This window comes from Erythrobacter sp. BLCC-B19, assembly GCF_028621955.1.
In the GTDB taxonomy this organism is placed as follows: Bacteria; Pseudomonadota; Alphaproteobacteria; order Sphingomonadales; family Sphingomonadaceae; genus Erythrobacter.
In genome coordinates this window covers 2446600-2471815 of record NZ_CP117516.1, presented here as the reverse complement: position 1 = coordinate 2471815, position 25216 = coordinate 2446600, and the positions used below count along the sequence as shown (strand labels likewise).

Genomic DNA, 25216 nt, shown 5'->3' with positions numbered 1-25216 from the left:
CCCCCTCGCAGCACGCGCAAAAGGCCTGCCCCATGATCACCCTTCCCCCCGTTTGCGACCGTAGCGCCGCTGCGGCGCTCTATCCCGAACTCACGGAAAGCCTCGGCCCCGCGCCGCTGGTGATCGATGCCGGTCGGGTCGAGCGGATCGGGCAGGCGATGCTGCAAGTGCTGGTTTCAGCGGCCCGCAGCGAAGCCGGGATCCTGGTGCAGAACCCCAGCGCGGCCTTCACGGCCGCTCTCACTCTGACCGGCCTCGATCATGCCGTCATGGAAGGGATCGCCGCATGACCGAAGATGACATCAAGCAGATCTTCTTCGTCGAGTGCGAAGAGGCGCTGGAGGCCGCAGAAGCCGGGCTTGCCGCCTGCCGCGACGGCACCCACGATGCTGAAACCATCAACGCGATCTTCCGCGCGGTGCACTCGATCAAGGGCGGCGCGGGTGCCTTTGGCCATACCGCGCTGGCCGCCTACACGCACGGCTTCGAGAACCTTCTGGGCGAGATCCGCGAGGGTCTGGTTCCCCTCGATCCGGCGCTGGTCGATCTGCTGCTGCTTGCGCTTGATTGCCTGCGCGATCATGTCGAGGCCGCCCGCGGGGGCGGATGCCCGCCCGATGATGCCGAACTTCTCGCCCGGCTTGAAGCCGCGCGGGCGGGCAACGGCGGGGCGGTTGCCGCCTCCCCGCCCGCGCCTGCCCCTGCCCCTGCCCCTGCTCCAGTGCCGGCGCCGGAACCCGCATTCGACGATCTCGACGCGCTGCTCGATGAGTTGTCAGCCCCCGCACCCGCGACTGCGCCACCGGCGCCCGAAACCTGGCTTGTCCATATCCGGCCCCATGCGGGCGCGATGACCAAGGGTAGCGAGCCATTGCTCTGGCTGCGTGAACTCACCGACCTCGGCGGCACCTGCGAGCTGTGCGACATCACCGCTGTCCCGACCTTCGAGCGCCTGCTGGTCGAGGAAGGCTATCTTGGCTGGACATTCCGGATGCCGGGCCATGTCAGCCGCGAGGCAGTTGCGGAGATCTTCGATTTCGTCGGCGACGAAGTGTCCGTTGCCTATGGCCCTGATGGCACGATGCCGTCCCCGCGCATTTCCGGGTCAGCGGCACCCTTGTCCGGATCCACAGCAGCGCCATCCCTGCCTGCCGCCGCGCCCGCTCAACCCGCAGCTGCGCCGCCCGCCGCCACGACGGCCGCGACCCCGGCCGCTGCTGCGCCAGCAAATCAGTCGGTACGGATCGACCTCAGGAAGCTCGATATGCTGATCGACGGCGTGGGCGAGCTGGTGATTGCGCAGGCCATGCTCGCACAGCGCCTCGCCAACGAGAACCTCGCCCATGTCGAGGAACTGGCATTGATCGAAACGCTGGTGCGCGATGTGCAGGAACACGCGATGGCCTTTCGCGCCCAGCCGATCAGCTCGGTCTTCGGGCGTGTGCCCCGCCTGCTGCGCGAACTGGGCACCAGCACCGGCAAGCACGTCAAGCTGGAAGTGGCGGGCGAGACCACCGAGCTCGACAAGACCGTGATCGAGCGCCTGTCCGAACCGATGACCCACCTGATCCGCAACGCGGTCGACCACGGGATCGAGCCGCCGGAGGAGCGCCGCGCCGCAGGCAAGGACCCCGAAGGAACGCTCACCCTATCGGCTGAACAGAAGGCCGGACGCATCATCATCCGCATTGCTGACGACGGCCGCGGGATCGACCGGGAACGGGTGCTGGCCAAGGCCATCGCCAATGGCCTTGTCGCCCCGGACGCCCAGCTTTCGGACGACGAGATCAACCTGCTGATCTTCGCCCCCGGCTTCTCCACCGCCGCGCAGGTCTCGAACATCTCGGGCCGGGGGGTAGGGATGGATGTGGTCAAGCAGAACGTGAAGGAGCTGGGCGGCCGCATCACCATCGAAAGCACGCCCGGCAAAGGCACCACCTTCAGCCTTGCCCTGCCGCTGACGCTGGCGATTTCGGACGGCATGATCGTGCAGGTTGGCGATCATTCGCTGGTGATCCCGCTCACCCATGTGATCGAGAGCCTCCGCCCCACCCCGGCCGACGTCAAGGGCATGGGCACCCGCGCGCAGATGCTCAACGCGCGCGGCAGCTTCGTGCCGATCGTGCCGCTTGGCCCTCTCACGGGTGCGCAGAATGCCGTCTCCAATCCGTGCGAGGGTGTGCTGGTGCTGGTCGAGACCGAGGGGCATGGCCGCGCCGCGCTGCTGGTTGATGCCATCACCGATCAGCGCCAGTTCGTGATCAAGGCGCTGGATGCGCATTACCGCCAGATTGAAAGCGTCGCAGGCGCGACCATCCTCGGCAATGGCAAGGTCGCGCTGATCGTCGACGTCGACTTCATCGCCAGCACGGCAGCCCGATCAATGGGAGCCGTCGCACTGGCGGCGGCTGCGTGACCATGCACGACCACGCCCCCGGCACGATTGCCGACGACAACATGGTGCCAGGCGTCAGTCCGGCGATCTACAGCGAAGCCGACTTTCGCCGCATCGCCGACCTGATCCATGCGGCCAGCGGCATCGTGCTGTCCGATCGCAAGAAGATGCTCGCCTATTCGCGGCTCGCCCCTTTGGTGCGGCGCAGCGGGCTGACGAGCTTTGGCGCCTTTCTCGACACGCTCGCCTCCGATCCTGCCGGGCTCGACGAGGTCATCACTGCGCTCACCACCAACCACACCTACTTCCACCGCGAACCCCACCACTTCGATCATTTCGGCGATGTGCTGCGCGGCGATCTGGTGGCCCGCGCACTGGCCGGCGAGCCGGTGCGGATCTGGTCGGCGGGCTGTTCGAGCGGCGAGGAAATCTGGACGCTGATGATGGTGCTGCTAGGCTCGGATCGCACTGCGGGCCTGACGATCGCGCGCAGCAATGTGCTCGCACTGGCGAGCGACATTTCGGCCACGGCGCTCGCTGGCGCGCGGGCGGCGACCTATCCGGCGCGCGCGCTTGACGCCCTGCCCGAAGCCTTGCGCCGCAACTGGTGCGTGCCGATCGACAGCAAGGGCGAGCCCTGCCTCGCGATCGATCCCGAAGTGCAGGCGCTGGTGCGCTTCCGCACGCTCAACCTGATGGGCGACTGGCCGATGCGGCGCCCCTTCGAGGTGATCTTCTGCCGCAATGTGATGATCTATTTCGACACCCCCACCAAGGAACGTCTGCTGGAACGCTTCACCCGTCAGCTGATGCCGGGGGGATATCTCTACATCGGTCACTCCGAAAGGGTCAGCGGGCCTGCCGCCGCGCTGCTCGAACCGGTCGGCCCCACCATCTACCGGCGAAAGGGCGCGGCATGAGCATCAGGGTTCTGATCGTCGATGATTCGTCGCTGATGCGCGCGCTGCTCCAGCACCGACTGGAGCGCGAGAAGGACATCGAAGTGGTCGGCCTCGCCGCCCACGCAGGCGAAGCACGCCAGCTGATCAAGGCGCTCGACCCTGACGTGGTGACGCTCGACATCGAGATGCCGGGAATGGATGGCCTGTCGTTCCTCGAGAAGATCATGGCCCTGCGCCCGACCCCGGTGATCATCGTTTCGGGCGCGACCGAGGCAGGGGCTAGCGCCACCGCGCGCGGCCTGCAACTGGGCGCGGTCGGCTGCATCGCCAAGTCGCAGCTGGGCATGACGCCGGGCGCGCGCGATGACAGCGCGCTGGTCGACATGGTGCGCGAAGCCGCCAAGGCGCGACGCAACGCGCGCCCTGCGCCTGCGCCAGCGCCCGCACCTGCACTGCTCGGTCAGGCAAGCGCATTATCCGGTATGCGGCCTGATGTGATCGTGATCGGCGCGTCAACTGGCGGGGTCGAAGCGCTGCACACGCTGCTTGCGGGCTTCCCTGAGGATTGCCCGCCGACCTTGATTGTCCAGCACATCAATGGCTGCTTTGCCAGCGCCATCGCCCAGTCCTTCGACCGCGCGGTGCGTCCGCGCGTCGTGCTGGCGGAAAGCGATATGCCGCTGGAGACCGGAACCATTCTGCTTGCGCCGGGCAACGAACGGCACTTGCAGGTCGCATCGGCCGGCACGCGGGGCTTGCGCTGCGTGCTGCGCGACGGCGATCCGGTCAGCGGGCACCGTCCCAGCGTCGATCGCCTGTTCGCCTCGCTCGCCTCGACGCTCGGAACGACGCGAGGCGAAAATGCGCTCGGCATCCTCCTTACCGGTATGGGGCAGGACGGGGCGCAGGGCATGGTCGCGCTCGCCAGCATCGGCGCGCGCACCATCGCACAGGATCAGGCGAGCTGTGTCGTCTTCGGAATGCCGCGCGCCGCCATCGAACTGGGCGCGGCGCGCGAGGTGCTGCCGCTGGCGCGCATTGCCCCTGCGGTCTTCAGCACCGCCGCCAAGGCCGCCGCCGCATGAGCGTGCTCACCCCCCACAGCCCCGACTTCGGGGCGCCGTCCGATATCCTGCGGGTCACCATTGTTCAGGGCGAGGCCAAGGCAAGCACCGACGCACGTGTCGAAATGAGCACGATTCTCGGCAGTTGCGTTGCCACCTGCCTGTTCGATCCGGTCGCGCGCGTGGGCGGGATGAACCACTTCCTTCTCGCCGAACCGCCCCGGCACGTCCGCCATCAGGAATTCGACAGCGATTACGGCCTGTTCCTGATGGAGCTGCTGATCAACGAGATGCTCGGCCTCGGCGCGCGCAAGAACCGGATGCGCGCGCGGCTCTATGGCGGGGCTAACCTCAATCCCGATCTGTCGCCGATCGGCACGGCCAATGCTGCCTTCGCCCGCCAGTTTCTCAGCCGCGAGAGCATCCCTTGCGTGTTCGAAGATCTCGAAGGCACCCAGGCGCGACGCATCCAGTTTCGTCCCGCCAGCGGGCAAGTCCGCGCACGCCTCGTCCCGGCCGAAACGGCGCCTACGCAAAAACCGCTGGGCCGCCCGCAATCGGCGCTTGGGACAGTCGAACTATTCTAGAGCCAAACGGAGCCTCTCATGCAAGCCAGCAACCCTGCCCCCATCCGTGTGCTCACGGTCGATGACAGTGCCTCGATGCGCGCGCTGCTACTCGGCGCGCTCACCTCGCGGGGCTTTGCCGTGGAACAGTGCGAAGACGGGCAGGAGGCGCTCGAATGGCTCGCCTCGAACGAGGTCGACGTGATCATCACCGACATCAATATGCCGCGCCTTGATGGCTTTGGCCTCATTGAAAAGCTGCGTTCGAGCGCGCTCCACGCCGAGCGTCCGATCCTCGTGCTGACCACGGAAAGCTCCGACGAAAAGAAACAGCGGGCGCGCAATGCCGGGGCAACGGGGTGGATCGTCAAACCATTCGATGCCGACAAGCTCACCGCCGCCCTGCGCCGCGTCATTCACTGACCCCGAACGAGGAGCACCGCCCATGCGCCACGAACTCATCACCTTCGGCATCGCCAGCCAGCGCTTCGGCATCGACATCATGACAGTGCGCGAGATCCGCGCCTGGTCGCCCGTCACCCGCCTGCCGCGCGTGCCCGATTATGTTGCGGGCGTGGTCAATCTGCGCGGCGCGGTGCTGCCGGTGATCGATCTGGCCGCCCGTCTGGGATGGGAACCCACCGACGCCACCCCGCGCAACCCGATCATCGTGATCGAACATGACGGCCAGATGCGCGGTCTGATCGTGCATGATGTGGCCGACATCGTCGGAATCGAGTCCGGCACGCTCCAGCAGCCCGATGCGATGGGACAGGAGACGATCACCCACTTCCTTGAAGGCATCGCCCCGCTGGGGGACGACATGGTGATGGTGCTCGATCTCTCCCGGCTGATGGCGGACGAGCCGATCGAGCTGGCAGCCTGACCATGGCGCAGGGTTTGCCCGCTTGCGAGGCTCTGCCGCCCGCGCCGCCATCGCCTCCCCTTCTGGCGGGGATCGCGGCGCAACTGGCGCATCTTGCCGCTGAATCCGAAGAATTCGGCTTGGTGCTGTGTAGCGACCCCGAGGTCGCAGGCCGGTATCTGGTGCAGCTCCAGCAGATCGATCGCCTCGCGCAGTCGCTGCGCGAGATGGCGAGCGTACTGACCGCCCTCGATCCGGCCGCAGCGGTGGCTGCAATCAGGCTGGGCGATTTGCGCAGCGCACTTGAGGCAGCCTATGCGGTCTGACCGCGCGAACCAATCCTTTCCCCGCTGAGTATCGTCACGCCGGGAATGGCTTCGATTGCCAAGCCGCCGACCTGAAACTGGCTACCTGTTCGGGTGCTTCGCGGCGCGGGCCTAATTGCTCTGCATGATCGCCGGGGCCGCGGGGATGGGCGTGCCGGTGAGGATTGCAGTCTCCTCGTTAGCGAGGATGCCCACCACCTGCGTCCACACCGCGACATTCTGGCGCAGCTGGACGATGTCGATCTTGTCGAGCGTGTCGTCAGGCGTGTGGTGCAGGTCGAAATAGCGGGTGCCGTCCTGCTGCAGGTCGATCAGCGCGCCCTTCTGATCGCGCACGATGTTGAGATCGGCCCCGCCGCCTGCAACATCGGTGCCGCTCGACACACCGAAACGGGCGACGGCTGACGCGATTTTCTTGTGCAGCACCGGGTTGGTTTCGCGGAAGTTCGAATCGAAGCGCCAGATGCGGTCCGCGCCGAAATCGCTTTCGATCCCGACAGCAATGGGCTCGGCAAGGTGCGCCTTGCTATAGGCAGTCGAGCCGAACAGCCCGACTTCCTCCGCACCTGCCAGCAACACCCGGATGGTGCGCAGCGGGCGGCCGGATTCGGCCACGCTGCGCGCGGCGGCAATGATGATCCCGCATCCTGCCGCATCGTCGAAGGCGCCCGGCGCGTTCCACCAGCTGTCGATATGGCAGGCGAGCAGCACTGGCGGGAGCGACGGGTTGCGCCCGACGATCTCGCCGACCACATTGCCGCTTTCCTTCGGGCCAAGCTGGCGCGGGTTCATTTCCAGCCGCAGCGTGATCGGACGGCCCTTGGCGCGCGCGAACATCCGTTCGAGATTGGCGGCATCGGGCAGGCTCAGTGCGCCCGCAGGAATTGGCGTGATCCCATCGGGGAAACTGGTGCCGCCGGTGTGCGGATTGCGGTGATTGTCGGTGCCGACCGACTTGATCACGGCGCCGACCGCCCCCTTGCTCGCAGCGATCCCTGCACCGACCCAGCGCGCGGGGCCGGCAAAGCCGTACTGGCTGCCGTCCTGCGTGCGCGACATGGCGTGGCTGATGAAGGCGATCTTGCCCTTGAGGCTGCCATCGGGCGCAGCCCGCAGTTCATCGACATTGCGGAAATAGACCACCTCGGCCTCGATCCCGCCCACCGGGGTCGCCGCCGAATTGCCGAGCGGCAGCACCTCGAGATCCTGCGCGAACGGCCCCGTCACCCGCGCGTGGGCAATGTCGCCGGGCACCCAGGTGTCCATCATGAAGGGCTCGATCGCGATGTTTTCAAAGCCATATTGCTTGAGCCACTCCACCGCCCAGGCGCGTGCCCGCGCTTCGGCCTCGGTGCCGGCCTGTCGCGGCCCGACTTCGGTCGTCAGGCCTTCGATGAAAGCATAGGCATGATTGTCACTCGCCAGCGCAAGATCAGCCCGCTGCGCCAGATCGAGCGGCGGCGGAACATTGGCTGCGGCGGGGACACAAAGCGAAAGGGCGACAAGCGCGGTCAGGGTACGGTTCATGGCGCAAGGTGCTATCGCCGCCCCTCGCCCAAGTCTAGCCGCTTGCCCTTCCCCCTCCCCTTCCCTATCTGCGCAGCCAAACTTCCAGACCCGTTACGAGGACCCTCCGATGGCCGCCCAATACGCCTATGTCATGAAGGGCATGACCAAGACCTTCCCCGGCGCGCAGAAGCCGGTGCTGAACAACATCTCGCTCCAGTTCTATCAGGGCGCCAAGATCGGCATTGTCGGCCCCAACGGCGCGGGCAAATCGACCCTGATCAAGATCATGGCCGGGATCGACAAGGATTTCACCGGCGAGGCCTGGCCGGGCGAGAACATCACCGTCGGCTATCTGGAGCAGGAGCCCGAACTCGATCCGACCAAGACCGTGCTCGAGAACGTCCGCGAAGGCGCCAAGGAAACCGCCGATCTCGTCGCGCGCTTTAACGAAGTGTCGGCGCTGATGTGCGAGCCCGATGCCGATTTCGACACGCTCGGCGCGGAGATGGGCGAACTGCAGGACAAGATCGACGCGGTCGATGGCTGGACGCTCGACAACCAGCTCGAAGTGGCGATGGAAGCCCTGCGCTGCCCCCCGGGCGACTGGCCGGTGAAGGACCTGTCGGGCGGCGAAAAGCGCCGCGTCGCGCTCACCCGGCTGCTGATCCAGAAGCCCTCGATCCTGCTGCTGGACGAGCCGACCAACCACCTCGATGCTGAATCGGTCCAGTGGCTCGAAAACCACCTCAAGGACTATGCCGGCGCGGTGCTGATGATCACCCACGACCGCTACTTCCTCGATAACGTGGTCGAGTGGATCCTCGAACTCGATCGCGGCTCCTACTACCCCTACGAAGGCAACTACTCGACCTATCTCGAGAAGAAGGCCAAGCGCATGGAGCAGGAAAGCCGCGAGGAAAGCGGCAAGCAGAAGGCGCTGGCCCGCGAGCTCGAGTGGATCCGGCAGACCCCCGCCGCGCGCCAGACCAAGTCCAAGGCACGTATCCGCAAGTTCGAAGAGCTCCAGAACAGCCAGGACAACCGTCAGGTCGGCAAGGCGCAGATCGTCATCCAGGTGCCCGAGCGCCTTGGCGGCAAGGTGATCGAGGCCAAGGGCGTCACCAAGGCCTATGGCGACAAGCTGTTGTTCGAAAACCTCTCCTTCATGCTCCCCCCGGGCGGGATCGTCGGTGTGATCGGGCCGAACGGCGCGGGTAAGTCGACGCTGTTCAAGATCCTCACCGGCAAGGAAACGCCCGACAGCGGCACGATCGAGATCGGTTCGACCGTGCGCCTCGGTTACGTTGACCAGAGCCGTGACCACCTCGACCCCAAGAAGAACGTCTGGGAGGAAATCTCCGACGGGCTCGATTACATGAAGGTCAACGGGCAGGACATGAGCACGCGCGCCTACGTGGGTGCGTTCAACTTCAAGGGTGCCGACCAGCAGAAGAACGTCGGCAAGCTTTCGGGCGGTGAACGCAACCGCGTGCACATGGCCAAGATGCTCAAGCAGGGCGGCAACGTTCTCCTGCTCGACGAGCCTACCAACGACCTCGACGTCGAAACGCTGGCTGCATTGGAAGACGCGATCGAGAACTTCGCGGGCTGCGCCGTGGTCATCAGCCACGACCGCTTCTTCCTCGACCGTCTCGCCACCCATATCCTGGCGTTCGAAGGCAACAGCCACGTGGAGTGGTTCGAAGGCAACTTCGAGGCCTACGAGGAAGACAAGCGCCGCCGCCTGGGCGACGCGGCGGATCGTCCGACGCGGCTTGCCTACAAGAAGCTGACCCGCTGACAGGCACAGGCGGTTGGCGGCGCCAGCCCCAATCGCCTGCCAGAGCCTGCGCCTTTACGCTCTCTTAATCAGCGCTACGTCAATCTGCTTGGCAATAACAAGCAGGTCGCAAAGGGGACGTGGGGCGTGGCAACGGGGATAATTGTGCCGCTGGAGCTGGCCGTACCGATGTTCGCGGGGGCAGCAGTGCTGGGCGTGTGGTTTGGAGAACGGCGCGCCAATCGCCGACTCGATCCGCGACGCCACAGCCTGCGTGAACTCCTCAAGCCTTCGGTCTTGGAACAGGCCGTCGATCTGGCCGCCCGCCGCAACGCCCTGCGCTCGGGCTCGCACGCCGTGCTGCATGGGCGAATTGACCAGTTTGCCGCGCTCCGCAGCGAATGGGATGCCGATACCAGCAATCAGGTGCGCGAGCATATTGCCGCAGTCATGCGCGCTGGCCTGCGTCGCCATGACCGTATCGCGCTCGCCGAGGGCGACGGCTTCACCATTCTCATCCCTGGCGCCGACGAACGTGCCGCCGTGCGGATTGCCGATCGCCTGCGCGCCAAGCTCGCGCAGTTGCGGCTCCACCAGTTCGGCAATGAGGCACGGCTGACCGCAAGCTTCGGGGTCGCTGCCGACCGCGCCGGCGAGAATATCGACATCATCGACCACCGCGCGCGCCGCGCGCTCGATGCTGCGGTCGATCAGGGCGCGGATCATGTCGTGCCGGCGAGCGAAATCGAGGAAGTGATATTGCTCCCGGCGCCCGGCCCCGTCTCTGCCGCCTCTGCCGCCTAGGGCGAAACCCAGCGCCCCTCCCATGCCCCGTCGTCGGCGCGGGTAAACTGCGCGCGGACATGGCCGGTGTGGGCGAGATAGAGCCAGTCGAACGCGTTAAGCGCAATCTTGAGGAGCGCAAAATTCTCGCGCGCCGGGATCAGCTGTGCCTCGTCAGGCTCGACCCCTTCGAATTCGGGCGGCAAGCCCGAGGTCGGTGTGGCTGAGGCCGCGCCCGGCCCCTCCCCCAAATAGCAGCGCCGCGCAAAATTGGTGGAAGCCGCCCAGGCCGCATCGACCTCGGCCCCTTCACGCATGATCGTTCCGGTGCCGCGGGCGCGGATCTGGACTTTGGCGCCCTTGTCATAGAACAGCACCGCCACGCGCGGGTCGGCGCCGATCACCTGTGCCTTGGGCGAACGCGAATCCGTGTGAAGCCGCAGCGACCAAGCGCTCGAATCGAAGGCGCGCAGCACCATCACCCGCGCATCGACATCGCCGGTCACGATCACCGGCGTATGCATCGGCGCCTTGCGATCGCGCGGCGCGCGAATCAGGCGGTTGCGACAATCGGTGAGAACATCGTCGAGCGTTTCGAACATGGCGAGCGCCTTTGGCCGCAACGCCGCCCTCGTCAAGCGCCCTAGGGGCTTATTCATTCTGAGCGCATTTTTTCTGAACATCGGCGAACCGGTTCATCCCTGCGACAGTCTGCGTGGGGTAATCGCGGCACTACCAACAAGCCGCTTGTGGTGGGCGGGCGATACAGGAGGCAATGCAATGAGGAACCTGTTTGCAGGTGGCGGATCGCTGGCGGCGCTGGCCGCGGCGCTCGCGCTGGTCCTGCCCACCACCGCCGCTGTCGCTCAGGACCGGCGCGAGGCCCGCGCCGAAGCGCGCGCTCAAGTGCGGGCGGAGCGTCCGGCCATGCGCAGCGAAGTGCGCGGCGGCCCGGCTCGTGCCCCGGCCCCGCGTTTTGAAGCGCCCCGGCCTGAACGTGTCGCAGCAGCCCGGCCCGAGCGGGCGGCCGCGCCGCGGCCCGAGCGTGTGGCTCCGGTGCGTGCCGAACGGGTAGCGCCGCCCGCGCCTCGCCCCGAGCGGGCCGCGCCGCAGCGCTTTGAACAGCGTCCGGCCACGGCCGCGCCGACGCGCGGTTTCGGCGGCGAAGTTGTCGCCCGTACCCGCGCCGCCGAGCGTGCGGCACCGCCTGCGGGCGGACGCGCCGACCGGATCGACCAGCGCAGCGAAGTCCGCGCCGATCGCGTTGATCGCCGCAGCGAAGTGCGCGCCGATCGCGTTGATCGCCGCAGCGAAGTGCGGGCTGACCGGGTGGAACAGCGCGGCGACGTCCGTTCCGACCGGCTCGACTGGCGCGGCCGGGATGCCGCCGCAGACCGGGTCGACCGCCGCACCGACCGACGTGCCGACCGCATCGAGGATCGCGGCGACAGGCGCAGCGACCGCATCGAAGATCGCGGCGACCGCAGGGCCGACCGGATCGAAGATCGTGGAGATCGCCGGGCTGACCGCGTGGATGATCGCGGTGATCGCCGTGCGGATCGGCGCGACAGCGGCTGGGGCTCGGGCGTGCGCGACGCGGTGCGCGAGGACCGTCGCCGTGACGGACGCGATTGGCGTGATGGGCGCGATGGGCGCGGCGAATGGCGCGGCGATGGCCGGCGCGGAGACTGGCGCGATGACCGGCGTGGCTGGCGGCGCGACGACTGGCGCTGGGGCTGGAACGGTCGCCCGGGCTGGGACAACCGCGATTTCCGGCGCTGGGATCGCGGCTGGCGCGACAACCGCCGGTTCGGTTGGAGCGACTGGCGGCGCAGCAACCAGTTCCTCTATCGTCCGGGGCCGTACTACGCCCCGTTCCGGTCGCACCGTTACAGCCGGTTGAGCATTGGCTTCTTCCTCGACAGCCTGTTCTTCCAGCCGCGCTTCTTCATCAACGACCCCTGGGCCTACCGTCTGCCCCCGGCTTACGGGCCTTACCAGTGGGTTAGGTATTATGACGATGTCCTGCTGGTCGATATCTACACCGGCGAAGTGGTTGATGTGATCCACGATTTCTTCTGGTAGGTCTCCGCCAGAGGCAAACAGGAAGCCCCGTCGGAGCGATCCGGCGGGGCTTTTTCCTTGCCCGTCAGATGGCTTGGCCGCGGCGGGCCGGCTTGCTAGGCTGGCAGCATGACGATGCCAGCGACCGTTCCCGACCAGCCCGCCCTTGCCAGCCTCGGCGTGGCGGTGCGCGCACGGCTGGCGGCGCATCCGGCTGTCTACAAGGTGCCGAGCGACACCGTGGAGCTGTTCGCCATCGGCGGCTTTCTGGACGATGCCGAATGTGCCCGCCTGTGTGCCATGATCGATGCGGTTGCTCGCCCCTCCTCGCTGCACGAGATCGATTATGCGAGCGGCTTTCGCACGTCCTATTCGGGCGACCTTGATCCGCATGATGCCTTTGTCGCCGGGATCTCTGCCCGGATCGATGCGCTGCTCGGGGTCGAGGCCAAGATCGGGGAGCCGATCCAGGGGCAGCGCTATCTGCCGGGTCAGCAATTCAAGGCGCATAACGACTGGTTCTACACCACCGAAGGTTACTGGCCGCAGGAAGAGGCGCGCGGCGGGCAGCGCAGCTGGACGGCGATGGCCTATCTCAACGCGGTCGAGGCGGGCGGTGCCACCGCCTTCACCAAGCTCGGCATCCAGATTGAGCCCAAGGCCGGCGCACTGCTGGTCTGGAACAACGCCCTGCCCGACGGCCGCCCCAATGAGGCGACGATCCATGCCGGGACGCCCGTGGTGCGCGGCGCCAAGTACATCATCACCAAATGGTATCGCACCCGCGAATGGCGATAATCAGCCCGCGACGAATTCGACCCACTCTTCCTTGACCCAGCCCCAATCGCACGGGCCGAGATAGGGGCGCGGTTCGCCTTCGGGACTGCTGATCCCGCAATCACGATCGGGGTCGCGCGAATAGACGATGCCGTACCAGCCCTCGGAACTGTCGCAGATCCACACGGGAAAGCCGTGTTCGAGCGTGTCGACATAGGCGAGCTCGGTCGAGTCGCCCGGAAACACCATCACGGCGCCGACATCAGGGCCGGTCGGCGGGTCATTGATCATGCCGAGCGCACAAGGGTCGAGCCCTTCCTCCGGGCTGCTGATCGTCACCGGACGGTTGCCCATCGTGGACATCGGCTGCGGTTGCCCGGCCGGGGCCAAAGCCAGCGCGACGAGGGCAGCAAGGTTTGCCAGGGGTGATCGGCGCATCCGCCTATTCTCCTCGATCTTCCGCCAGCGCCCTAACATCGCGCGCCAGCGCCTCGACCCGGTGCGACAGGCGCAGGATTTCGAGCTGGGTGCGCAGGTTCACCTCGTAATCGTGGCGCGCGGTGATGCGGTCTTTCATCGCCTGCCGGTTCTGGCTCATGAGGATCACCGGCGCTTGCACCGCTGCCAGCATCGAGAGCATCAGGTTCAGGAAGATGAAGGGATAGGCGTCAAACGGGCCGAACCCCATCGCCTGCAAGGCCCCGCTGTTGAGCCCGGTCCACACCACCAGCACCACGCCGAAGCCGACAATGAAGCTCCAGCTTCCGCCCACGGCTGCAACCCGGTCGGCGAGGCGGTCTTTCCACGTCTCGTGCGCCTGCGCCAATTCATCGGCATCGCGCCCGGTGAAAGTTCCTGCCGCCACACGCTTGATGACCCGCTGCTCGTCCGCCTCAAGCTCGTCGAAGTCGCGGCCGAGCAGGTCGCGCGCGAGCTTGTGGGGATCGACGGCATGGGTCATGCGCGCCTCATGCCTTGGCCAGCGCCTCGGCGATCAGCGCGCGGGTGGGCGCGATGCCATAGAGCGCGATGAAGCTGCCCATGCGCGGGCCTTGTTCGGAGCCGAGCAGGGTCTCGTAAAGCGCCTTGAACCAGTCCCGCAGGTTCCCGAAGCCGAACTCCTCGATCTTGCCGATCTCGTAGACGATGGTCTGCAAGTCTTCCGCGCTGGTCGCGGGATCCGCGGCGGCGAGCGCGGCGTCCAAGGCCTTGAGCGCAGCCACTTCCCCGCCCACCGGCGCGCGCTTGGCCAGCGTGGGTGCGACAAAATCGCGGTTATAGGCCAGCGCCCGGCCCACCAGCGCATCGAGTGCCGGGTGCTTGGCGGGATCGGCGTCCTCGACATAATTGCCGAGATAGGACCACACCGCCTCCCGCGTCGCGCCTGCGCCCAGCACGCCCACAAGGTTCAGCAGCAGGCTGAAGGGCACGGGCAGCGTATCGCCCTGTCCCGGTGCGTCGGCGCCTTCATGGCGCTCATTCGCGCGCAGCAGGTGCCACACGGGATTACCGAGCCGCTTGTCGATGTCCTGCCCGGGAATGGCGGCGCGGAACTGCCAGTAATCATCCACCGCCTTGGGGATCACCCCGGCGTGCAGCTGCTTGGCGCTCTTGGGATTGGCGAAGATGTAGTAGCCAAGGCTCTCCGGGCTGCCATATTCGAGCCATTGCTCGATCGACAGGCCATTGCCCTTGGTCTTGGAGATCTTCTCGCCCTTGGCATCGAGGAACAGCTCGTAGATCAGGCCTTCCGGCTTGTGGCCACCCAGCACGCGGGCGATCTTGCCCGACTGGATGCCGCTGTCGGTCAGGTCCTTGCCATACATCTCGTAATCGACGCCCAAGGCCACCCAGCGCATCGCCCAGTCGACCTTCCACTGGCACTTGGCCATGCCGCCCAGCGCCGATTGCTCGACCACAGAGCCGTCCTCGTCGGTGAAGCGGATGATTCCGGCGGCGGCATCGACGACTTCGATCGGCACCTGCAACACCGCGCCGGTGGTGGGGCTGATCGGCATGACGGGGGAGTAGGTCTTGCGCCGCTCTTCGCCGAGGGTCGGCAGCATGATGTCCATGATCGCGCCGAAATTGGTCAGCACCGCCCTCAGCGCCTCGTCGAACCGGCCCGAATTGTAGCAATCGGAGGAACTGACGAATTCGTAGTCGAACCCGAAGCGGTCGAGGAAGTCGCGCAGCATCGCGTTGTTGTGCGCGGCGAAGCTTTCGAACTTCTCGAACGGGTCGGGGATACGTGACAGGGGCTTGCCGATGTGCTCGGCCAGCATCGCCTGATTGGGGACGTTGCCGGGCACCTTCCTGAGGCCGTCGAGATCGTCCGAGAAGGCCACCAGCCGGGTCGGCGCGCCGCCGGTCAGCACCTCGTAGGCGCGGCGGACGAGGCTGGTGCGCAGCACTTCCTGAAAGGTGCCGATATGCGGCAGGCCTGAGGGGCCGTAGCCGGTTTCGAACAGCACCCCGCCGGGCTTGCCCTCCGGCAGCCGCTTGGCAAGGCGCTGCGCCTCCTGAAACGGCCAGGCCTTGGAGTTGGTCGCTGCGGCGATGAGGGCGTCTTGCGTGATGGTCATAGTGGGGCGGCTATTAGGGATAGCGGACAGCCATGCAAGGGTGCGTTTACATCGCTGCGGCCCTCGCCCAATGATGCGGGCGTGACCGCCCCCGATCCGCTTCTCCTGCCCGCGCTCCACGCCAGCCATGGCGGGCATTGGCTGCGTAGCCACGACGGCGCAACGCAGGCCGTGCCGAAGGGCGATGCGATCATGGCCGCCGCCGATACGCCGGTGCTGCTTTTGAACGCCCCGCTGGTGGCAAGCCGCCTGGGCTATCCTGACCTCTCGGGCCTCGATCTGCTGGAGGCCTTCGCCTTCATCCACCCCGCGCGCTTCTGCGTGCCGACCCCGCGCGGCCTCGCCGAGGCGCTGGGGCTGCCCGTGCCCGAAAACGACGCCGCAGTGCCCGAAATGCTCCAACGCGCGGCGGGCGCTCTGGCAGCGATGTGCCGCGCGCCCGACTGGCCCGAGCGCGAGGGGGCGTGGAGCGCGCTGCAATCCTTGGAGCGCCTGCGCTGGCCATGGGCACAGGTCTTGAAGCCGCACATCGCCAAGCCCGAACGCGCCGAACGCTGGCTGTTCGCGCGCCTGCCCGAGTGGGAGGAAGCGGGCGAGCGCCCCGCCCCGCGCCAGGTGGAACTCTCGCCCGAGGCTGTGCAGGCGCAGCTCGCGCGGCTGACCGGCGAAGGGGCGGAACAGCGCGAGGGCCAGCGCGCCTATGCCGCCGATGTGGCGAAAATCTTCGCGCCCCGCTCGGCCCCGGGCAGGCCGCATCTGGCGCTGGCGCAGGCAGGAACGGGGATCGGCAAGACGCTGGGCTATCTCGCCCCTGCCTCGGTCTGGGCGGGCCTCAGCGGGGGCACGGTGTGGGTCTCGACCTTCACCAAGAACCTGCAACGCCAATTGCGCGCCGAAAGCCGCCGCGCCTGGCCGGTGAAACGCGCCGACGGCACCCCGCCGGTGGTGGTGCGCAAGGGCCGCGAGAATTATCTCTGCCTCCTCAATCTCGAAGACGCGCTGCAAGGCGGCTTTGCCGGGCGGCCTGCGGTGCTGGCGCAGCTGGTCGCGCGCTGGGGCGCCTATACCCGCGACGGCGACATGATCGGCGGCGATCTGCCGGGGTGGCTGGGCACGCTGTTCCGAAAGCGCGGGATCGCGGCGCTCACCGACCAGCGCGGCGAGTGCATCTATGCCGGGTGCCCGCATTACCGCAAATGCTTCATCGAGCGCGCGGCGCGGGATAGCGCGCAGGCCGATCTGGTGATCGCCAACCATGCGCTCGTCATGGTCAATGCCGCGCGGGCGAGAGACCCCAACCAGCGCCCGACGCGGCTGATCTTCGACGAAGGCCACCATGTCTTCGACGCCGCCGATTCCACCTTTGCCGCGACTCTCTCCGGGCAGGAGACCATCGAACTGCGGCGCTGGATCATCGGCCCCGAAAAGGAATCGCGTGGTCGCCGCCGAGGGCTTTCGGCGCGGCTCGCTGACCTTGCCAGCTATGATGATGCGGGCGCGGAGGCCATCGCCGCGGCGTGCAAGGCGGGCCAGCTGCTGCCCTCCGATGGCTGGCTCCAGCGGCTTTCCGAAAATAGCCCCTTTGGCCCGGTCGAAACCCTGCTCGCCGCGGTGCGAACCGCCACCTATGCGCGCGACGAAAGCGGCGGGGTTGATGCGGGCTACGGAATCGAGACCGAGGCGGCGGGCCTGCCGGGTGAAGTGATCGAGGCGGCAGGTGCGGCCAGCGAGGCGCTCGCCAGCATCCGCGTGCCGCTGATCCGGCTGGGCGGGCGGCTGGAAGCGATCCTGTCGGAGCCGCCCGACTGGCTCGACGCACAAGGCCGCGCGCGGATCGAAGGCGCGCGGTTTGCGCTCGCATGGCGGATCGATCTGATCGCGGCGTGGGAAGCGCTGCTCGACCGGCTCGGCGGCCCGGCCGATCCGGAATTCGTCGATTGGCTTGCGGTCGACCGTTCCGACGCGCGCGAGTTCGATGTGGCGATCCACCGCCGCTGGCTCGACCCGATGAAGCCCTTTGCCCGCGTGGTGCTCGAACCCGCGCATGGTGTGTTGCTGACGAGCGCGACGCTGACCGACCGGACGGACGATGATGACCGCTGGGCCTCCGCCATCCAGCGCTCCGGCGCGGCCCATGTCGAGGTCGCACCGCTGCTGTCGGAGGCGACCAGTCCCTTCGATTACGCCTCGCGGGCCGAGGTGCTGATCGTCACCGACATCGCCAAGGGCGATCTGCCCGCGCTGGCGGGGGCCTATGCGCGGATCATCGAGGCATCGGGCGGCGGCGTGCTCGGCCTGTTCACCGCGATCCGCCGCCTGCGCGCTGTGCATGGCCGCATCGCCGACCGGCTCGCGCGGGCGGGTCTGCCGGTCTATGCCCAGCACGTCGATCCGATCGACACCGGCACTCTGGTCGACATTTTCCGCGATGATCCGCGCGCCAGCCTGATCGGCACCGATGCGCTGAGGGACGGTGTGGATGTGCCCGGCCATTCGCTGCGCTGCGTGGTGATGGAGCAGGTGCCCTGGCCCCGCCCCGATATCCTCCACAAGGCGCGCAGGCTCGCAGGCGGCGGCTCGGCCTATGACGACCGCATCATCCGCGCGCGGCTGGCGCAGGCCTTCGGGCGGCTGATCCGCAGCAAGGACGATTGCGGGCACTTCATCGTTCTCAGCCCGGCCTTTCCCACCCGGCTGCTCTCGGCCTTCCCCAAAGGCACGCCCGTGCAGCGCGTCACGCTCGATGAGGCTTTACAACGCCTCTCGGCTGGTGTTGTGCAAGCGGCGAGCGAGCACGCGGGAGGAGCCTTGCCCTTATGAAGATTCTCGGCCTCCTGCGCCATGCCAAGTCCGATTGGGACGACACCGCCCAGCGCGACTTCGACCGCGGCCTCAATGCGCGCGGGAAGAAGGGCGCAGGTCTGATCGGCCAGCATATCCGCGACCACGGGGTCAAGTGGGACAAGGTGCTCGCCAGCCCGGCGGTGCGGGTCAAGCTCACGCTGGAAGGCGCGCTGCCCGAGGTGGAGCCGATCTACGATCAAAGGCTCTATCTCGCGAGCTTCGACACCATCGTCGAGACGATCGAGGCCCATGCGGGCAGCGGTGAAGACGAGGCCAAGGCGATCCTCATTTCCGGACACAACCCCGGTCTGCAAGACGTGCTTCTGGAACTGGTCGCGCCGGGCAAGGAGAACGCGCTGTTCAAGGAAGCGGTCGTGAAGTTTCCGACCGCTGCCTATGCCGTGCTCGAATGCGACATCGCCCACTGGAGCGAGCTCAAGCGCTATTGCGCCGAGCTCGTCCACTTCGCGCGGCCGAGAGACCTCGATCCGGCGCTGGGGCCGGAGGGCTAGCTCCGTCCCCTCACGAGGGGCGTCTGCCCCCTAATTCACCGCCACCACATTATCGTCCGAATCCCGGTCGATGTAGAAGTTGTAGGGATCGATCCCGGCGAAGGCGGGCTTGGCGCCCTTGGTCACCACCTCGACTAGCTGCTTGCCGCCGCGCAGGGACACGCGCTTCATCGACAGCACCTTGGCCTTGTCGAAGGCGCCCGTGCCGGGGCGTTCGGTGAAGACCCCGACTTCGATCGCCTCGGCGAGCGGCGCAGGCGTCTCCTTGCCCTTGCCGCCAGCATAGAACTTGGCGGCGTCAATCGTGATGCGTGTGCGCCAGGTCAGATCGGCCTGCTGCCTGGTCACAGCCTCCTTGGCCTTGAGGTCGTAGATCGTGATCTTCTCGAACAGATCGGTGATCAGCGCCTGATCCTCCGGCGTCTTCGCCTCCTTGCGCAATTCCGCGATCAGATCGAGGCTGCGCGGATAGGGCGCGCTCTTGAACTTGAAGCGTGCCACCAGCCGCGCCAGCGCGCGGTTGACCGCATCCTCGCCCAGCCGTTCGGCGAGGAGATACATCGCGAGGCTGCCCTTGCGGTAATGGATGTGCTGCTGGTTCTCGACCCGGATCAAGGGCTGCTCGTCCAGCACATCGCCCTTGCGCCCTTCGAGATAGCGGTCGAGCTCGAACTTGAGGAAGCGCCGGATCTTGTCCGGGCCGTAGATCTCTTTCATCACCATCAGCGCCGAATATTGCGCCAGCGTTTCCGACAGCAGGGTCGACCCTTGCATATCCCCGCCGATGACCTGATGCGCCCAATATTGGTGCCCCACCTCGTGAGCGGTGACATAGGTGACGTAGTCGATCGTCTCGGGATCGCGCACGTCGGCGGCAAAGCCGATGCCTTCGGAATAGGGCATGGTGCCGGCAAAGGCCTGCGCGAAATCGGCATAGCCCGGAAACTCGATGATCCGCGCATAGCCGAACTGGTACGGCCCGAAATTGCGTCCGTAGTAGGCAAGCGAGGTCTTCATCGCGCGCATCATCGCTGGCACGTTCCACGCGTGGCGCGGGTCGTGATAGACCGAGTAGAGGATGCCGCCCGCGCGCTCCTCGGCCACGGCATAGCGGGCCGATTGCACCGAGAAGTAATTGAGAATCGGCGCGGGCGACTGGAACACCGCTACCCGGCGGCTACCCTCGACCTTGTCCGACAGCTTGTTGCCGGGCGCAATCGGCACCTGATCCGCCGCGGTGCTGACGGTGATGCGCGCGTTGACCCAATCGGCATGGACATAGTTTTCACGCTGCGCAGCTGCATCCTCAAGCTTGGCCATGCGCTGCTCGTCCGGCAGACCCTGACGGCGGCGCGCGGTGCGATCCTGCAACAACCCGCGCCGATCCATCCCGATCACCGGCGCAAACACGGTGTTGTTCACGAAGGTGCCGTTGTCGACGATGTCGGTCGCTGCCTCCCGGTTGGCAAAGCCGCGCCGCCACACCTGCGAGGTGAAGTCCATCCGCGTGACAGCGCCGGGTGCCAGCGGCGTGTCGAAGCGGTAGATGCGGTGGAAATGGCGCGCGTCGTTGCTGACCAGCTTCGCGCCGAGCAGATCGAGCTTTGCAAAGACCACGCCATCATCGCCCTGCCGCACGTGCAGCTCGCGGATCGGGACGCCGCTGTCATTGCGCAACATATAGCTGCCCTTGGCATCGATCCGCCGCGCTGCCGGGTCGATCGCCACGTCCAACACAACGTCGGTGACCACGGGGCGCGGCAGACCGGCATATTTAAGATATTTGCGCTCATACTCGGCGATCCGCGCCTCGGCCTCGTCGGCGGTTTCATAGGCGTTGAGCACCTTGATATTGTGGTGGATCACAAGGCCGGTGCCGACCATGCCCGCCAGCGCCGCGACCGCGATCCCGCCCGAGGCGAGCGTCACCCGCCGGGCCATCCCCTTGAGGCGGGGCACCACCGCCACCACCGTTCCGCGCGGCCAGGCCCAGTGCGAGGCCACCAGCAGCAGCACAGCAAAGCACGCCCAATAGGCCCGCGCGATCAGCCCCCCGACCCAGAAGCCGCCCGTGCCGTTCATGTCGGAGAGCGGCTCGCCCGGCCCGCCGCCAAAGTTGTAGAGGATATTGGTGTAGCCAAGGTTCGACAGGAAAATCCGCGTCAGGAACCACACCAGAAACAGACCCCAGCCGACATACTTGTTGGGGCTCAAGACCTGAAAGAACACCGCCAGCACCGCAAACAGCAGCAGATCGACGCTCTGGGGCAGCACGAAGGCGGTGAGATAGAGGCCGAAGTCGATGCTCGGCGCGCCCTTGGCCAGCTGAAAGCCGATCCCCTGCGCCATCCCGGCCAGCGACATGGCCAGCAGCACCACGAAGATCGCCAGGATCTTGGGAACGAACATCACCCACGCCGGCACCGGGGTCGCATCGACGATCTCGCCGATCTTCACGTCGCGCTCGCGCCAGACCAGCTCGCCGCCGTAGAACACGGCAACGATCAGGCTGAACAATAGCATATTGCCCAGCACGGTGCTGATGACATTGGCGGTCAACGGGTAGGACGGGGTGCCGTAGATCGTCTGCGCAAAGGACAGGTTGATCTGCGTCAGCGCCAGCGCCAGCGCGAGCAGCACGATCAGGCCAGGGCTCTTGAGCACCAGCAGCACCTCGGTCCGCAGCCGCACACCGAAACTGGCGAGCGCGTGGCCCATGCCGAAGCTGCGGGTGACAGGCGCGGTCAGTGCGCGGGGCGGCACGGCCTCGGCTCTGGCCGCGGCGGCCGCCTGCTTGGCCAGCCGCCGCTGCCGCCAGCGCGACGGCGCGCGCTCGGTCATGCTGAAGCGTACCCAGGCAAGGCCGAGGAACAGCGCCGACAATCCCAGCACGAACAGGCGATTGAACAGCAGGTTGCCCTCGAGCGCGACTAGCTTGGTGTTCATTTCAGCTGCCGTCCAGTACCGCGTCACCTCGCCAAACGCTCCCATGCCGAAGGGCTCGTAGCGCGCGATCGCGTCCTGATAGGATGGATCGCTCGACAGGATGATGCTGATGCTGAGATAGCCCATCACCAGCACCAGCACGCCGATATAGCTTGCCAGCATCGACCGGGTGATGGTCGCGAGGCTGAACAGCAACGCCGAAGACAGGATGATGTTGGGGATGGCGATGATGAGGAACGGCCAGGCATAGATGGCAAGCCCGCCCGGCCCCACGGTCTCGGGATCGACCCAGGGCATCGCCGTCCCCAGCGCAATCCCCAGCGGCACGGCAAGAAAGCCCAGCACCGCAATCGCCAACCCGCCGAAAAAGCGCCCGGCCAGAAAGCTCGACCGACCGACCGGGGTCGCGCGGATCATCGGGCCGAACTTGGTCGCATCATCGCGCACCACCGCATTGGCGACGAATGACGTGATGACGAAGAGATAGAAGGTGCCCATCAGCCCCATCGCGAAGGTCACGGCATAGGGCGAGTTTTCGTGCACCGATCCCGGCGTGCCGACGCTGACATTGTCGCTGGCAGAAAGGCCGAAACCGATCAGCAGGAAGATCGCCACTGAAACCCAGAACACCGGGTTACGCAGCTGATAGCGGATTTCGAACGCAGCAAGGCTGGCGGTCAGCATGGCCCCTGTCCTCCCTTACGCGGCCTGAGCGGCAGGCGCGGTGCGGCGGGATTCGGCAAGGGTGGCGAAATAGACATCCTCCAGCCCCCCGCTGACCGGGGCGAAACCTTCGGGCTGGCTCTCGGCAAGGACATGGACGACGATCTCGCCCGCGAAGAAGCGGTGCGAGATGACCTCGTGGCTGGCCTGCATTTCAGCGAGCTGGGTGTGAGGGATGGTCTTCTGCCAGACGCGGCCCTGCGTGCTGGCGATCAGTTCGCGCGGGGCACCCTCCAGCCGCACCCTGCCGCCCGCCAGCACTGCCATGCGGGGGCACAGGTCGGCGACGTCATCGACGATATGGGTCGAAAGGATCACCACGACATTCTCCCCGATCCCGGCCAGCAGGTTGAGGAAACGGTTGCGCTCTTCCGGGTCGAGCCCGGCGGTGGGCTCGTCGACGATGATGAGTTGCGGCTCGCCGATCAACGCCTGCGCGATGCCGAAACGCTGGCGCATCCCGCCCGAAAAGCCGGCAATCGCCTTGGCCCGGACGCTCCACAGGTTGGTCTGATTGAGCAGGTGCTCGACCATCGCCTTGCGCTCTCCGCGGTTGTTCACGCCCTTGAGCACCGCCATGTGATCGAGCATCTGGTAGGCCGAGACCCGCGGATAGACGCCGAAATCCTGCGGCAGATAGCCCAGCGTGCGGCGCAGCCGATCAGGCTCGGCCAGCACGTCGATATCGCCGAAGCGGATGGCGCCTTGGGTCGGCGCCTGCAAGGTCGCGATGGTGCGCATCAAGGTCGATTTGCCCGCCCCGTTCGGCCCCAGCAGCCCGAACATCCCCTTGGGGATCGTCAGGCTCACATCGTCGAGCGCGTGGGTGCCATTGGGATAGACATGGCTGACATGGCTGAGTTCGAGCATGATGCGTCCCCTGATGAATTCCGGCGAGACAATATCACGCAGTGCGCGCGGATAAAGCCGTATTAGTGGGATAACACACGTCGTTGATCGACGCAGCTCGTCGTTCGTCGACCACTCTTGACCGCAGGCCCGATCAGGCCAGCAGCTTGCGCGCGCCCGGCCCTTCTGCGCCCAGCCGGTCGTCCGGGTTCCAGATCGCGCAATGGCTGAGGCTGAGGCAGCCGCAGCCGATGCACCCGTCCAGCCTATCGCGGGTGCGGGTGAGGTCGGCGATCTGCGCGTCGAGCCGCGCGCGGATGGCGGCGCTGATCGTCTCCCAGTCCGATGCCGTGGGCGTGCGGCCATGCGGCAGGCTGGCGAGCGCCGTGCGGATCTCGCCAAGGCTGAGGCCGAGCTTCTGGGCGATCAGGATGAAGGACAGCCGCCGGATGTCCGACCGCAAGAACCGCCGCTGGTTGCCGCCGGTGCGCACCGGCTCGATCAGGCGCTGATCCTCATAGAACCGGATCGCCGAAACGCTCAGCCCGGTGCGGCGCGCGACGTCGCCGATGGCAAGCAGGTCGGTCGTCTTGAGGCGGCGGGTGGCGGTCATCCTTGGGGCGCTCCGAATAAGCTTGACCTCAAGTTAGGTTGAGCTTGCAAACTCGGCAAGTTCATTGATTCGCATCATGCAGAAGAAGGATACCTCCCATGCCCCACGGCTATCTCGAACACATCAACATCACCGTCAGCGATATCGAACGCAGCGCCGCCCTGCTGGAGCGCCTGATGGGCTGGCACATCCGCTGGCGCGGGCCTTCGCAACTCGGCGGCGAGACAATCCATGTCGGCAGCGCGCGGGATTACATCGCGGTCTACACCAAAGGCGCTGCCCTCGCCGGGCGCCATGCCAAGGGGCTGCCGCTCAACCATGTCGGGCTGGTGGTTGATGATCTCGATGCAGCCGAGGCGGTGGTCAAGGCGGCGGGGCTCGAGCCGTTCAACCATGCCGATTACGAACCCGGGCGGCGGTTCTACTTCTTTGACTGGGACGGGATCGAGTTCGAGATGGTCAGCTATGCCTGAAACAGCCCCGGCTGGGCGGGCGGCGGCGGCACTACGGACTTCGCCCAGGGCTCGCCGGTTCGCTCGATGGTGAGCGCCCCCGTCCACCCCCGGCACACGCCCAGCGCCTCCTGCGGCGAACCTGCAAGCCAGCGGGCCTGATCGTCCGGCGCGAGCAGCACCGGCATCCGTTCGTGCACGCTGGCAGCATCGGTGCCTTCGCTGTCCGTCATCACCATCGCATAGCAATCGCCCCATTCGTCCGAGCGTCGCCACACGCCTGCCGCTGCGAACAGCGGTGCATCGGGGCGCGACAGCCAGGTGCGGGTCATCCGCCCCTTAGCCCCTTGCGCCTCGGCCCAGGCGGTCAGCGGGATCAGGCACCGGCGCTGTTCGAACGAGTGCCGCCAGAAGAAGGTCGCAAGCTTGTCGGAACGCGCATTGTTGACCGGCTTGGGCTTCAAGGGCTGCCCCTGCTTGCCTTTCAGCACCAGCGGAAAGCCCCAGGTCATGGGCCGCACCGCGCCCTCGGCAACCACGAGGCCCGTGTAGCCCGGATAGACCTCGGCCGCGAAGTTCGCACCCCCTGCCCCTTCCACCGCATCGAACCACGCCGCAACCTCGGAGGCGTTCTTCGTCATGCGGTAGAGGTTGCACATCC

The 25216-nt window shown here is 66.6% G+C and carries 24 protein-coding genes; 15 read left to right on the top strand and 9 right to left on the bottom strand.

All coding sequences use genetic code 11. From position 1 onward, the window contains the following. The first annotated feature begins 32 nt into the window (after window positions 1–32). From PS060_RS11490 to PS060_RS11455, 8 genes are read left to right on the top strand one after another with little or no spacing between them, the layout of a single operon-like run. Complete coding sequence (locus PS060_RS11490) at window positions 33–290, top strand: STAS domain-containing protein (RefSeq protein ID WP_273983305.1); 258 nt, start codon at window positions 33–35, stop codon at window positions 288–290. After that, entirely contained in the window at window positions 287–2416 is a 2130-nt protein-coding gene (locus tag PS060_RS11485; protein WP_273983304.1) for a chemotaxis protein CheA, read from the top strand. Before PS060_RS11490 ends, PS060_RS11485 begins: the two co-directional genes overlap by 4 nt. A 2-nt stretch (window positions 2417–2418) precedes the next feature. Then, window positions 2419–3315 carry a CheR family methyltransferase gene (locus tag PS060_RS11480; protein WP_273986912.1) on the top strand — a complete coding sequence of 299 codons (897 nt, stop codon included), beginning with the start codon at window positions 2419–2421 and terminating at the stop codon, window positions 3313–3315. Next, on the top strand, window positions 3312–4382 hold the full coding sequence (locus PS060_RS11475; RefSeq protein WP_273983303.1) for a protein-glutamate methylesterase/protein-glutamine glutaminase: 1071 nt from the start codon (window positions 3312–3314) through the stop codon (window positions 4380–4382). Before PS060_RS11480 ends, PS060_RS11475 begins: the two co-directional genes overlap by 4 nt. Continuing rightward, window positions 4379–4948: a chemotaxis protein CheD gene (locus PS060_RS11470; protein WP_273983301.1), complete on the top strand. Its 570-nt coding sequence runs from the start codon at window positions 4379–4381 to the stop codon at window positions 4946–4948. Before PS060_RS11475 ends, PS060_RS11470 begins: the two co-directional genes overlap by 4 nt. Window positions 4949–4966: 18 nt before the next feature. Next, the gene (locus PS060_RS11465) at window positions 4967–5350 is read left to right on the top strand and encodes a response regulator (RefSeq protein WP_273983300.1); all 384 of its coding nucleotides are present in this window, start codon (window positions 4967–4969) and stop codon (window positions 5348–5350) included. A gap of 22 nt (window positions 5351–5372) precedes the next feature. Beyond that, window positions 5373–5813, top strand: coding sequence for a chemotaxis protein CheW (locus PS060_RS11460; RefSeq protein WP_273983299.1), 441 nt, complete (start codon window positions 5373–5375; stop codon window positions 5811–5813). 2 nt (window positions 5814–5815) lie between these two features. After that, the gene (locus PS060_RS11455) at window positions 5816–6118 is read left to right on the top strand and encodes a hypothetical protein (protein WP_273983297.1); all 303 of its coding nucleotides are present in this window, start codon (window positions 5816–5818) and stop codon (window positions 6116–6118) included. 111 nt (window positions 6119–6229) lie between these two features. Here PS060_RS11455 and PS060_RS11450 read toward each other — a convergent pair whose 3' ends face one another. After that, window positions 6230–7645: a M28 family peptidase gene (locus PS060_RS11450; RefSeq protein ID WP_273983296.1), complete on the bottom strand. Its 1416-nt coding sequence runs from the start codon at window positions 7643–7645 to the stop codon at window positions 6230–6232. Window positions 7646–7754: 109 nt separating this feature from the next. On the opposite strand from PS060_RS11450, the gene ettA reads away from it, so the two are divergent. Beyond that, the gene (gene ettA, locus PS060_RS11445; protein ID WP_273983295.1) at window positions 7755–9428 is read left to right on the top strand and encodes an energy-dependent translational throttle protein EttA; all 1674 of its coding nucleotides are present in this window, start codon (window positions 7755–7757) and stop codon (window positions 9426–9428) included. A gap of 126 nt (window positions 9429–9554) precedes the next feature. Continuing rightward, on the top strand, window positions 9555–10211 hold the full coding sequence (locus PS060_RS11440) for a GGDEF domain-containing protein (RefSeq protein ID WP_273983294.1): 657 nt from the start codon (window positions 9555–9557) through the stop codon (window positions 10209–10211). Here the strand turns inward: PS060_RS11440 and PS060_RS11435 are convergent. Continuing rightward, entirely contained in the window at window positions 10208–10792 is a 585-nt protein-coding gene (locus PS060_RS11435; RefSeq protein WP_273983293.1) for a pyridoxamine 5'-phosphate oxidase family protein, read from the bottom strand. The two genes, PS060_RS11440 and PS060_RS11435, sit on opposite strands and share 4 nt — an antisense overlap. A gap of 178 nt (window positions 10793–10970) precedes the next feature. Here PS060_RS11435 and PS060_RS11430 point away from each other — a divergent pair, with 178 nt between their 5' ends. Then, window positions 10971–12275: an RcnB family protein gene (locus PS060_RS11430; protein ID WP_273983291.1), complete on the top strand. Its 1305-nt coding sequence runs from the start codon at window positions 10971–10973 to the stop codon at window positions 12273–12275. A 108-nt stretch (window positions 12276–12383) separates the two neighbouring features. Next, complete coding sequence (locus PS060_RS11425; protein WP_273983289.1) at window positions 12384–13052, top strand: prolyl hydroxylase family protein; 669 nt, start codon at window positions 12384–12386, stop codon at window positions 13050–13052. Here the strand turns inward: PS060_RS11425 and PS060_RS11420 are convergent, their stop codons facing one another. From PS060_RS11420 to PS060_RS11410, 3 genes are read right to left on the bottom strand one after another with little or no spacing between them, the layout of a single operon-like run. Next, entirely contained in the window at window positions 13053–13469 is a 417-nt protein-coding gene (locus PS060_RS11420) for a hypothetical protein (RefSeq protein ID WP_273983287.1), read from the bottom strand. A gap of 4 nt (window positions 13470–13473) precedes the next feature. Beyond that, window positions 13474–13992 (bottom strand): DUF1003 domain-containing protein, encoded by a 519-nt coding sequence (locus tag PS060_RS11415; RefSeq protein ID WP_273983285.1) that lies wholly within the window; start codon window positions 13990–13992, stop codon window positions 13474–13476. A 7-nt stretch (window positions 13993–13999) separates the two neighbouring features. Further along, window positions 14000–15616, bottom strand: a complete 1617-nt coding sequence (locus PS060_RS11410) for a lysine--tRNA ligase (RefSeq protein WP_273983283.1) — start codon at window positions 15614–15616, stop codon at window positions 14000–14002. Between the two features lie 192 nt (window positions 15617–15808). Between PS060_RS11410 and PS060_RS11405 the strand changes: the two genes are divergently transcribed. Together PS060_RS11405 and PS060_RS11400 are read left to right on the top strand one after the other, a co-directional pair. Continuing rightward, window positions 15809–18436: an ATP-dependent DNA helicase gene (locus tag PS060_RS11405; protein ID WP_273986911.1), complete on the top strand. Its 2628-nt coding sequence runs from the start codon at window positions 15809–15811 to the stop codon at window positions 18434–18436. After that, window positions 18433–18972: a SixA phosphatase family protein gene (locus PS060_RS11400; protein ID WP_273983281.1), complete on the top strand. Its 540-nt coding sequence runs from the start codon at window positions 18433–18435 to the stop codon at window positions 18970–18972. Before PS060_RS11405 ends, PS060_RS11400 begins: the two co-directional genes overlap by 4 nt. Before the next feature lie 30 nt (window positions 18973–19002). Here PS060_RS11400 and PS060_RS11395 read toward each other — a convergent pair whose 3' ends face one another. The 3 genes from PS060_RS11395 to soxR form a co-directional block, all read right to left on the bottom strand. Then, entirely contained in the window at window positions 19003–22602 is a 3600-nt protein-coding gene (locus tag PS060_RS11395) for an ABC transporter permease/M1 family aminopeptidase (protein WP_273983279.1), read from the bottom strand. A 15-nt stretch (window positions 22603–22617) separates the two neighbouring features. Beyond that, window positions 22618–23511 carry an ABC transporter ATP-binding protein gene (locus PS060_RS11390; protein WP_273983278.1) on the bottom strand — a complete coding sequence of 298 codons (894 nt, stop codon included), beginning with the start codon at window positions 23509–23511 and terminating at the stop codon, window positions 22618–22620. Window positions 23512–23644: 133 nt separating this feature from the next. Further along, window positions 23645–24103 (bottom strand): redox-sensitive transcriptional activator SoxR, encoded by a 459-nt coding sequence (soxR, locus tag PS060_RS11385; RefSeq protein WP_273983277.1) that lies wholly within the window; start codon window positions 24101–24103, stop codon window positions 23645–23647. A gap of 98 nt (window positions 24104–24201) precedes the next feature. Between soxR and PS060_RS11380 the strand changes: the two genes are divergently transcribed. Continuing rightward, window positions 24202–24576 carry a VOC family protein gene (locus PS060_RS11380; RefSeq protein WP_273983275.1) on the top strand — a complete coding sequence of 125 codons (375 nt, stop codon included), beginning with the start codon at window positions 24202–24204 and terminating at the stop codon, window positions 24574–24576. Here PS060_RS11380 and PS060_RS11375 read toward each other — a convergent pair. Then, window positions 24567–25214: an SOS response-associated peptidase gene (locus tag PS060_RS11375; protein WP_273983273.1), complete on the bottom strand. Its 648-nt coding sequence runs from the start codon at window positions 25212–25214 to the stop codon at window positions 24567–24569. The genes PS060_RS11380 and PS060_RS11375 overlap by 10 nt on opposite strands. Window positions 25215–25216 lie beyond the last annotated feature (2 nt).

What these genes read in the sequence shown, in the direction of transcription:
- PS060_RS11490 (WP_273983305.1), top strand. Translation starts at nt 33, where the DNA reads ATGATCACCCTTCCCCCCGTTTGCGACCGTAGCGCCGCTGCGGCGCTC.
- PS060_RS11485 (WP_273983304.1), top strand. Translation starts at nt 287, where the DNA reads ATGACCGAAGATGACATCAAGCAGATCTTCTTCGTCGAGTGCGAAGAG.
- PS060_RS11480 (WP_273986912.1), top strand. Translation starts at nt 2,419, where the DNA reads ATGCACGACCACGCCCCCGGCACGATTGCCGACGACAACATGGTGCCA.
- PS060_RS11475 (WP_273983303.1), top strand. Translation starts at nt 3,312, where the DNA reads ATGAGCATCAGGGTTCTGATCGTCGATGATTCGTCGCTGATGCGCGCG.
- PS060_RS11470 (WP_273983301.1), top strand. Translation starts at nt 4,379, where the DNA reads ATGAGCGTGCTCACCCCCCACAGCCCCGACTTCGGGGCGCCGTCCGAT.
- PS060_RS11465 (WP_273983300.1), top strand. Translation starts at nt 4,967, where the DNA reads ATGCAAGCCAGCAACCCTGCCCCCATCCGTGTGCTCACGGTCGATGAC.
- PS060_RS11460 (WP_273983299.1), top strand. Translation starts at nt 5,373, where the DNA reads ATGCGCCACGAACTCATCACCTTCGGCATCGCCAGCCAGCGCTTCGGC.
- PS060_RS11455 (WP_273983297.1), top strand. Translation starts at nt 5,816, where the DNA reads ATGGCGCAGGGTTTGCCCGCTTGCGAGGCTCTGCCGCCCGCGCCGCCA.
- PS060_RS11450 (WP_273983296.1), bottom strand. Translation starts at nt 7,645, where the DNA reads ATGAACCGTACCCTGACCGCGCTTGTCGCCCTTTCGCTTTGTGTCCCC.
- ettA (WP_273983295.1), top strand. Translation starts at nt 7,755, where the DNA reads ATGGCCGCCCAATACGCCTATGTCATGAAGGGCATGACCAAGACCTTC.
- PS060_RS11435 (WP_273983293.1), bottom strand. Translation starts at nt 10,792, where the DNA reads ATGTTCGAAACGCTCGACGATGTTCTCACCGATTGTCGCAACCGCCTG.
- PS060_RS11430 (WP_273983291.1), top strand. Translation starts at nt 10,971, where the DNA reads ATGAGGAACCTGTTTGCAGGTGGCGGATCGCTGGCGGCGCTGGCCGCG.
- PS060_RS11425 (WP_273983289.1), top strand. Translation starts at nt 12,384, where the DNA reads ATGACGATGCCAGCGACCGTTCCCGACCAGCCCGCCCTTGCCAGCCTC.
- PS060_RS11420 (WP_273983287.1), bottom strand. Translation starts at nt 13,469, where the DNA reads ATGCGCCGATCACCCCTGGCAAACCTTGCTGCCCTCGTCGCGCTGGCT.
- PS060_RS11415 (WP_273983285.1), bottom strand. Translation starts at nt 13,992, where the DNA reads ATGACCCATGCCGTCGATCCCCACAAGCTCGCGCGCGACCTGCTCGGC.
- PS060_RS11410 (WP_273983283.1), bottom strand. Translation starts at nt 15,616, where the DNA reads ATGACCATCACGCAAGACGCCCTCATCGCCGCAGCGACCAACTCCAAG.
- PS060_RS11405 (WP_273986911.1), top strand. Translation starts at nt 15,809, where the DNA reads ATGGCCGCCGCCGATACGCCGGTGCTGCTTTTGAACGCCCCGCTGGTG.
- PS060_RS11400 (WP_273983281.1), top strand. Translation starts at nt 18,433, where the DNA reads ATGAAGATTCTCGGCCTCCTGCGCCATGCCAAGTCCGATTGGGACGAC.
- PS060_RS11395 (WP_273983279.1), bottom strand. Translation starts at nt 22,602, where the DNA reads ATGCTGACCGCCAGCCTTGCTGCGTTCGAAATCCGCTATCAGCTGCGT.
- PS060_RS11390 (WP_273983278.1), bottom strand. Translation starts at nt 23,511, where the DNA reads ATGCTCGAACTCAGCCATGTCAGCCATGTCTATCCCAATGGCACCCAC.
- soxR (WP_273983277.1), bottom strand. Translation starts at nt 24,103, where the DNA reads ATGACCGCCACCCGCCGCCTCAAGACGACCGACCTGCTTGCCATCGGC.
- PS060_RS11380 (WP_273983275.1), top strand. Translation starts at nt 24,202, where the DNA reads ATGCCCCACGGCTATCTCGAACACATCAACATCACCGTCAGCGATATC.
- PS060_RS11375 (WP_273983273.1), bottom strand. Translation starts at nt 25,214, where the DNA reads ATGTGCAACCTCTACCGCATGACGAAGAACGCCTCCGAGGTTGCGGCG.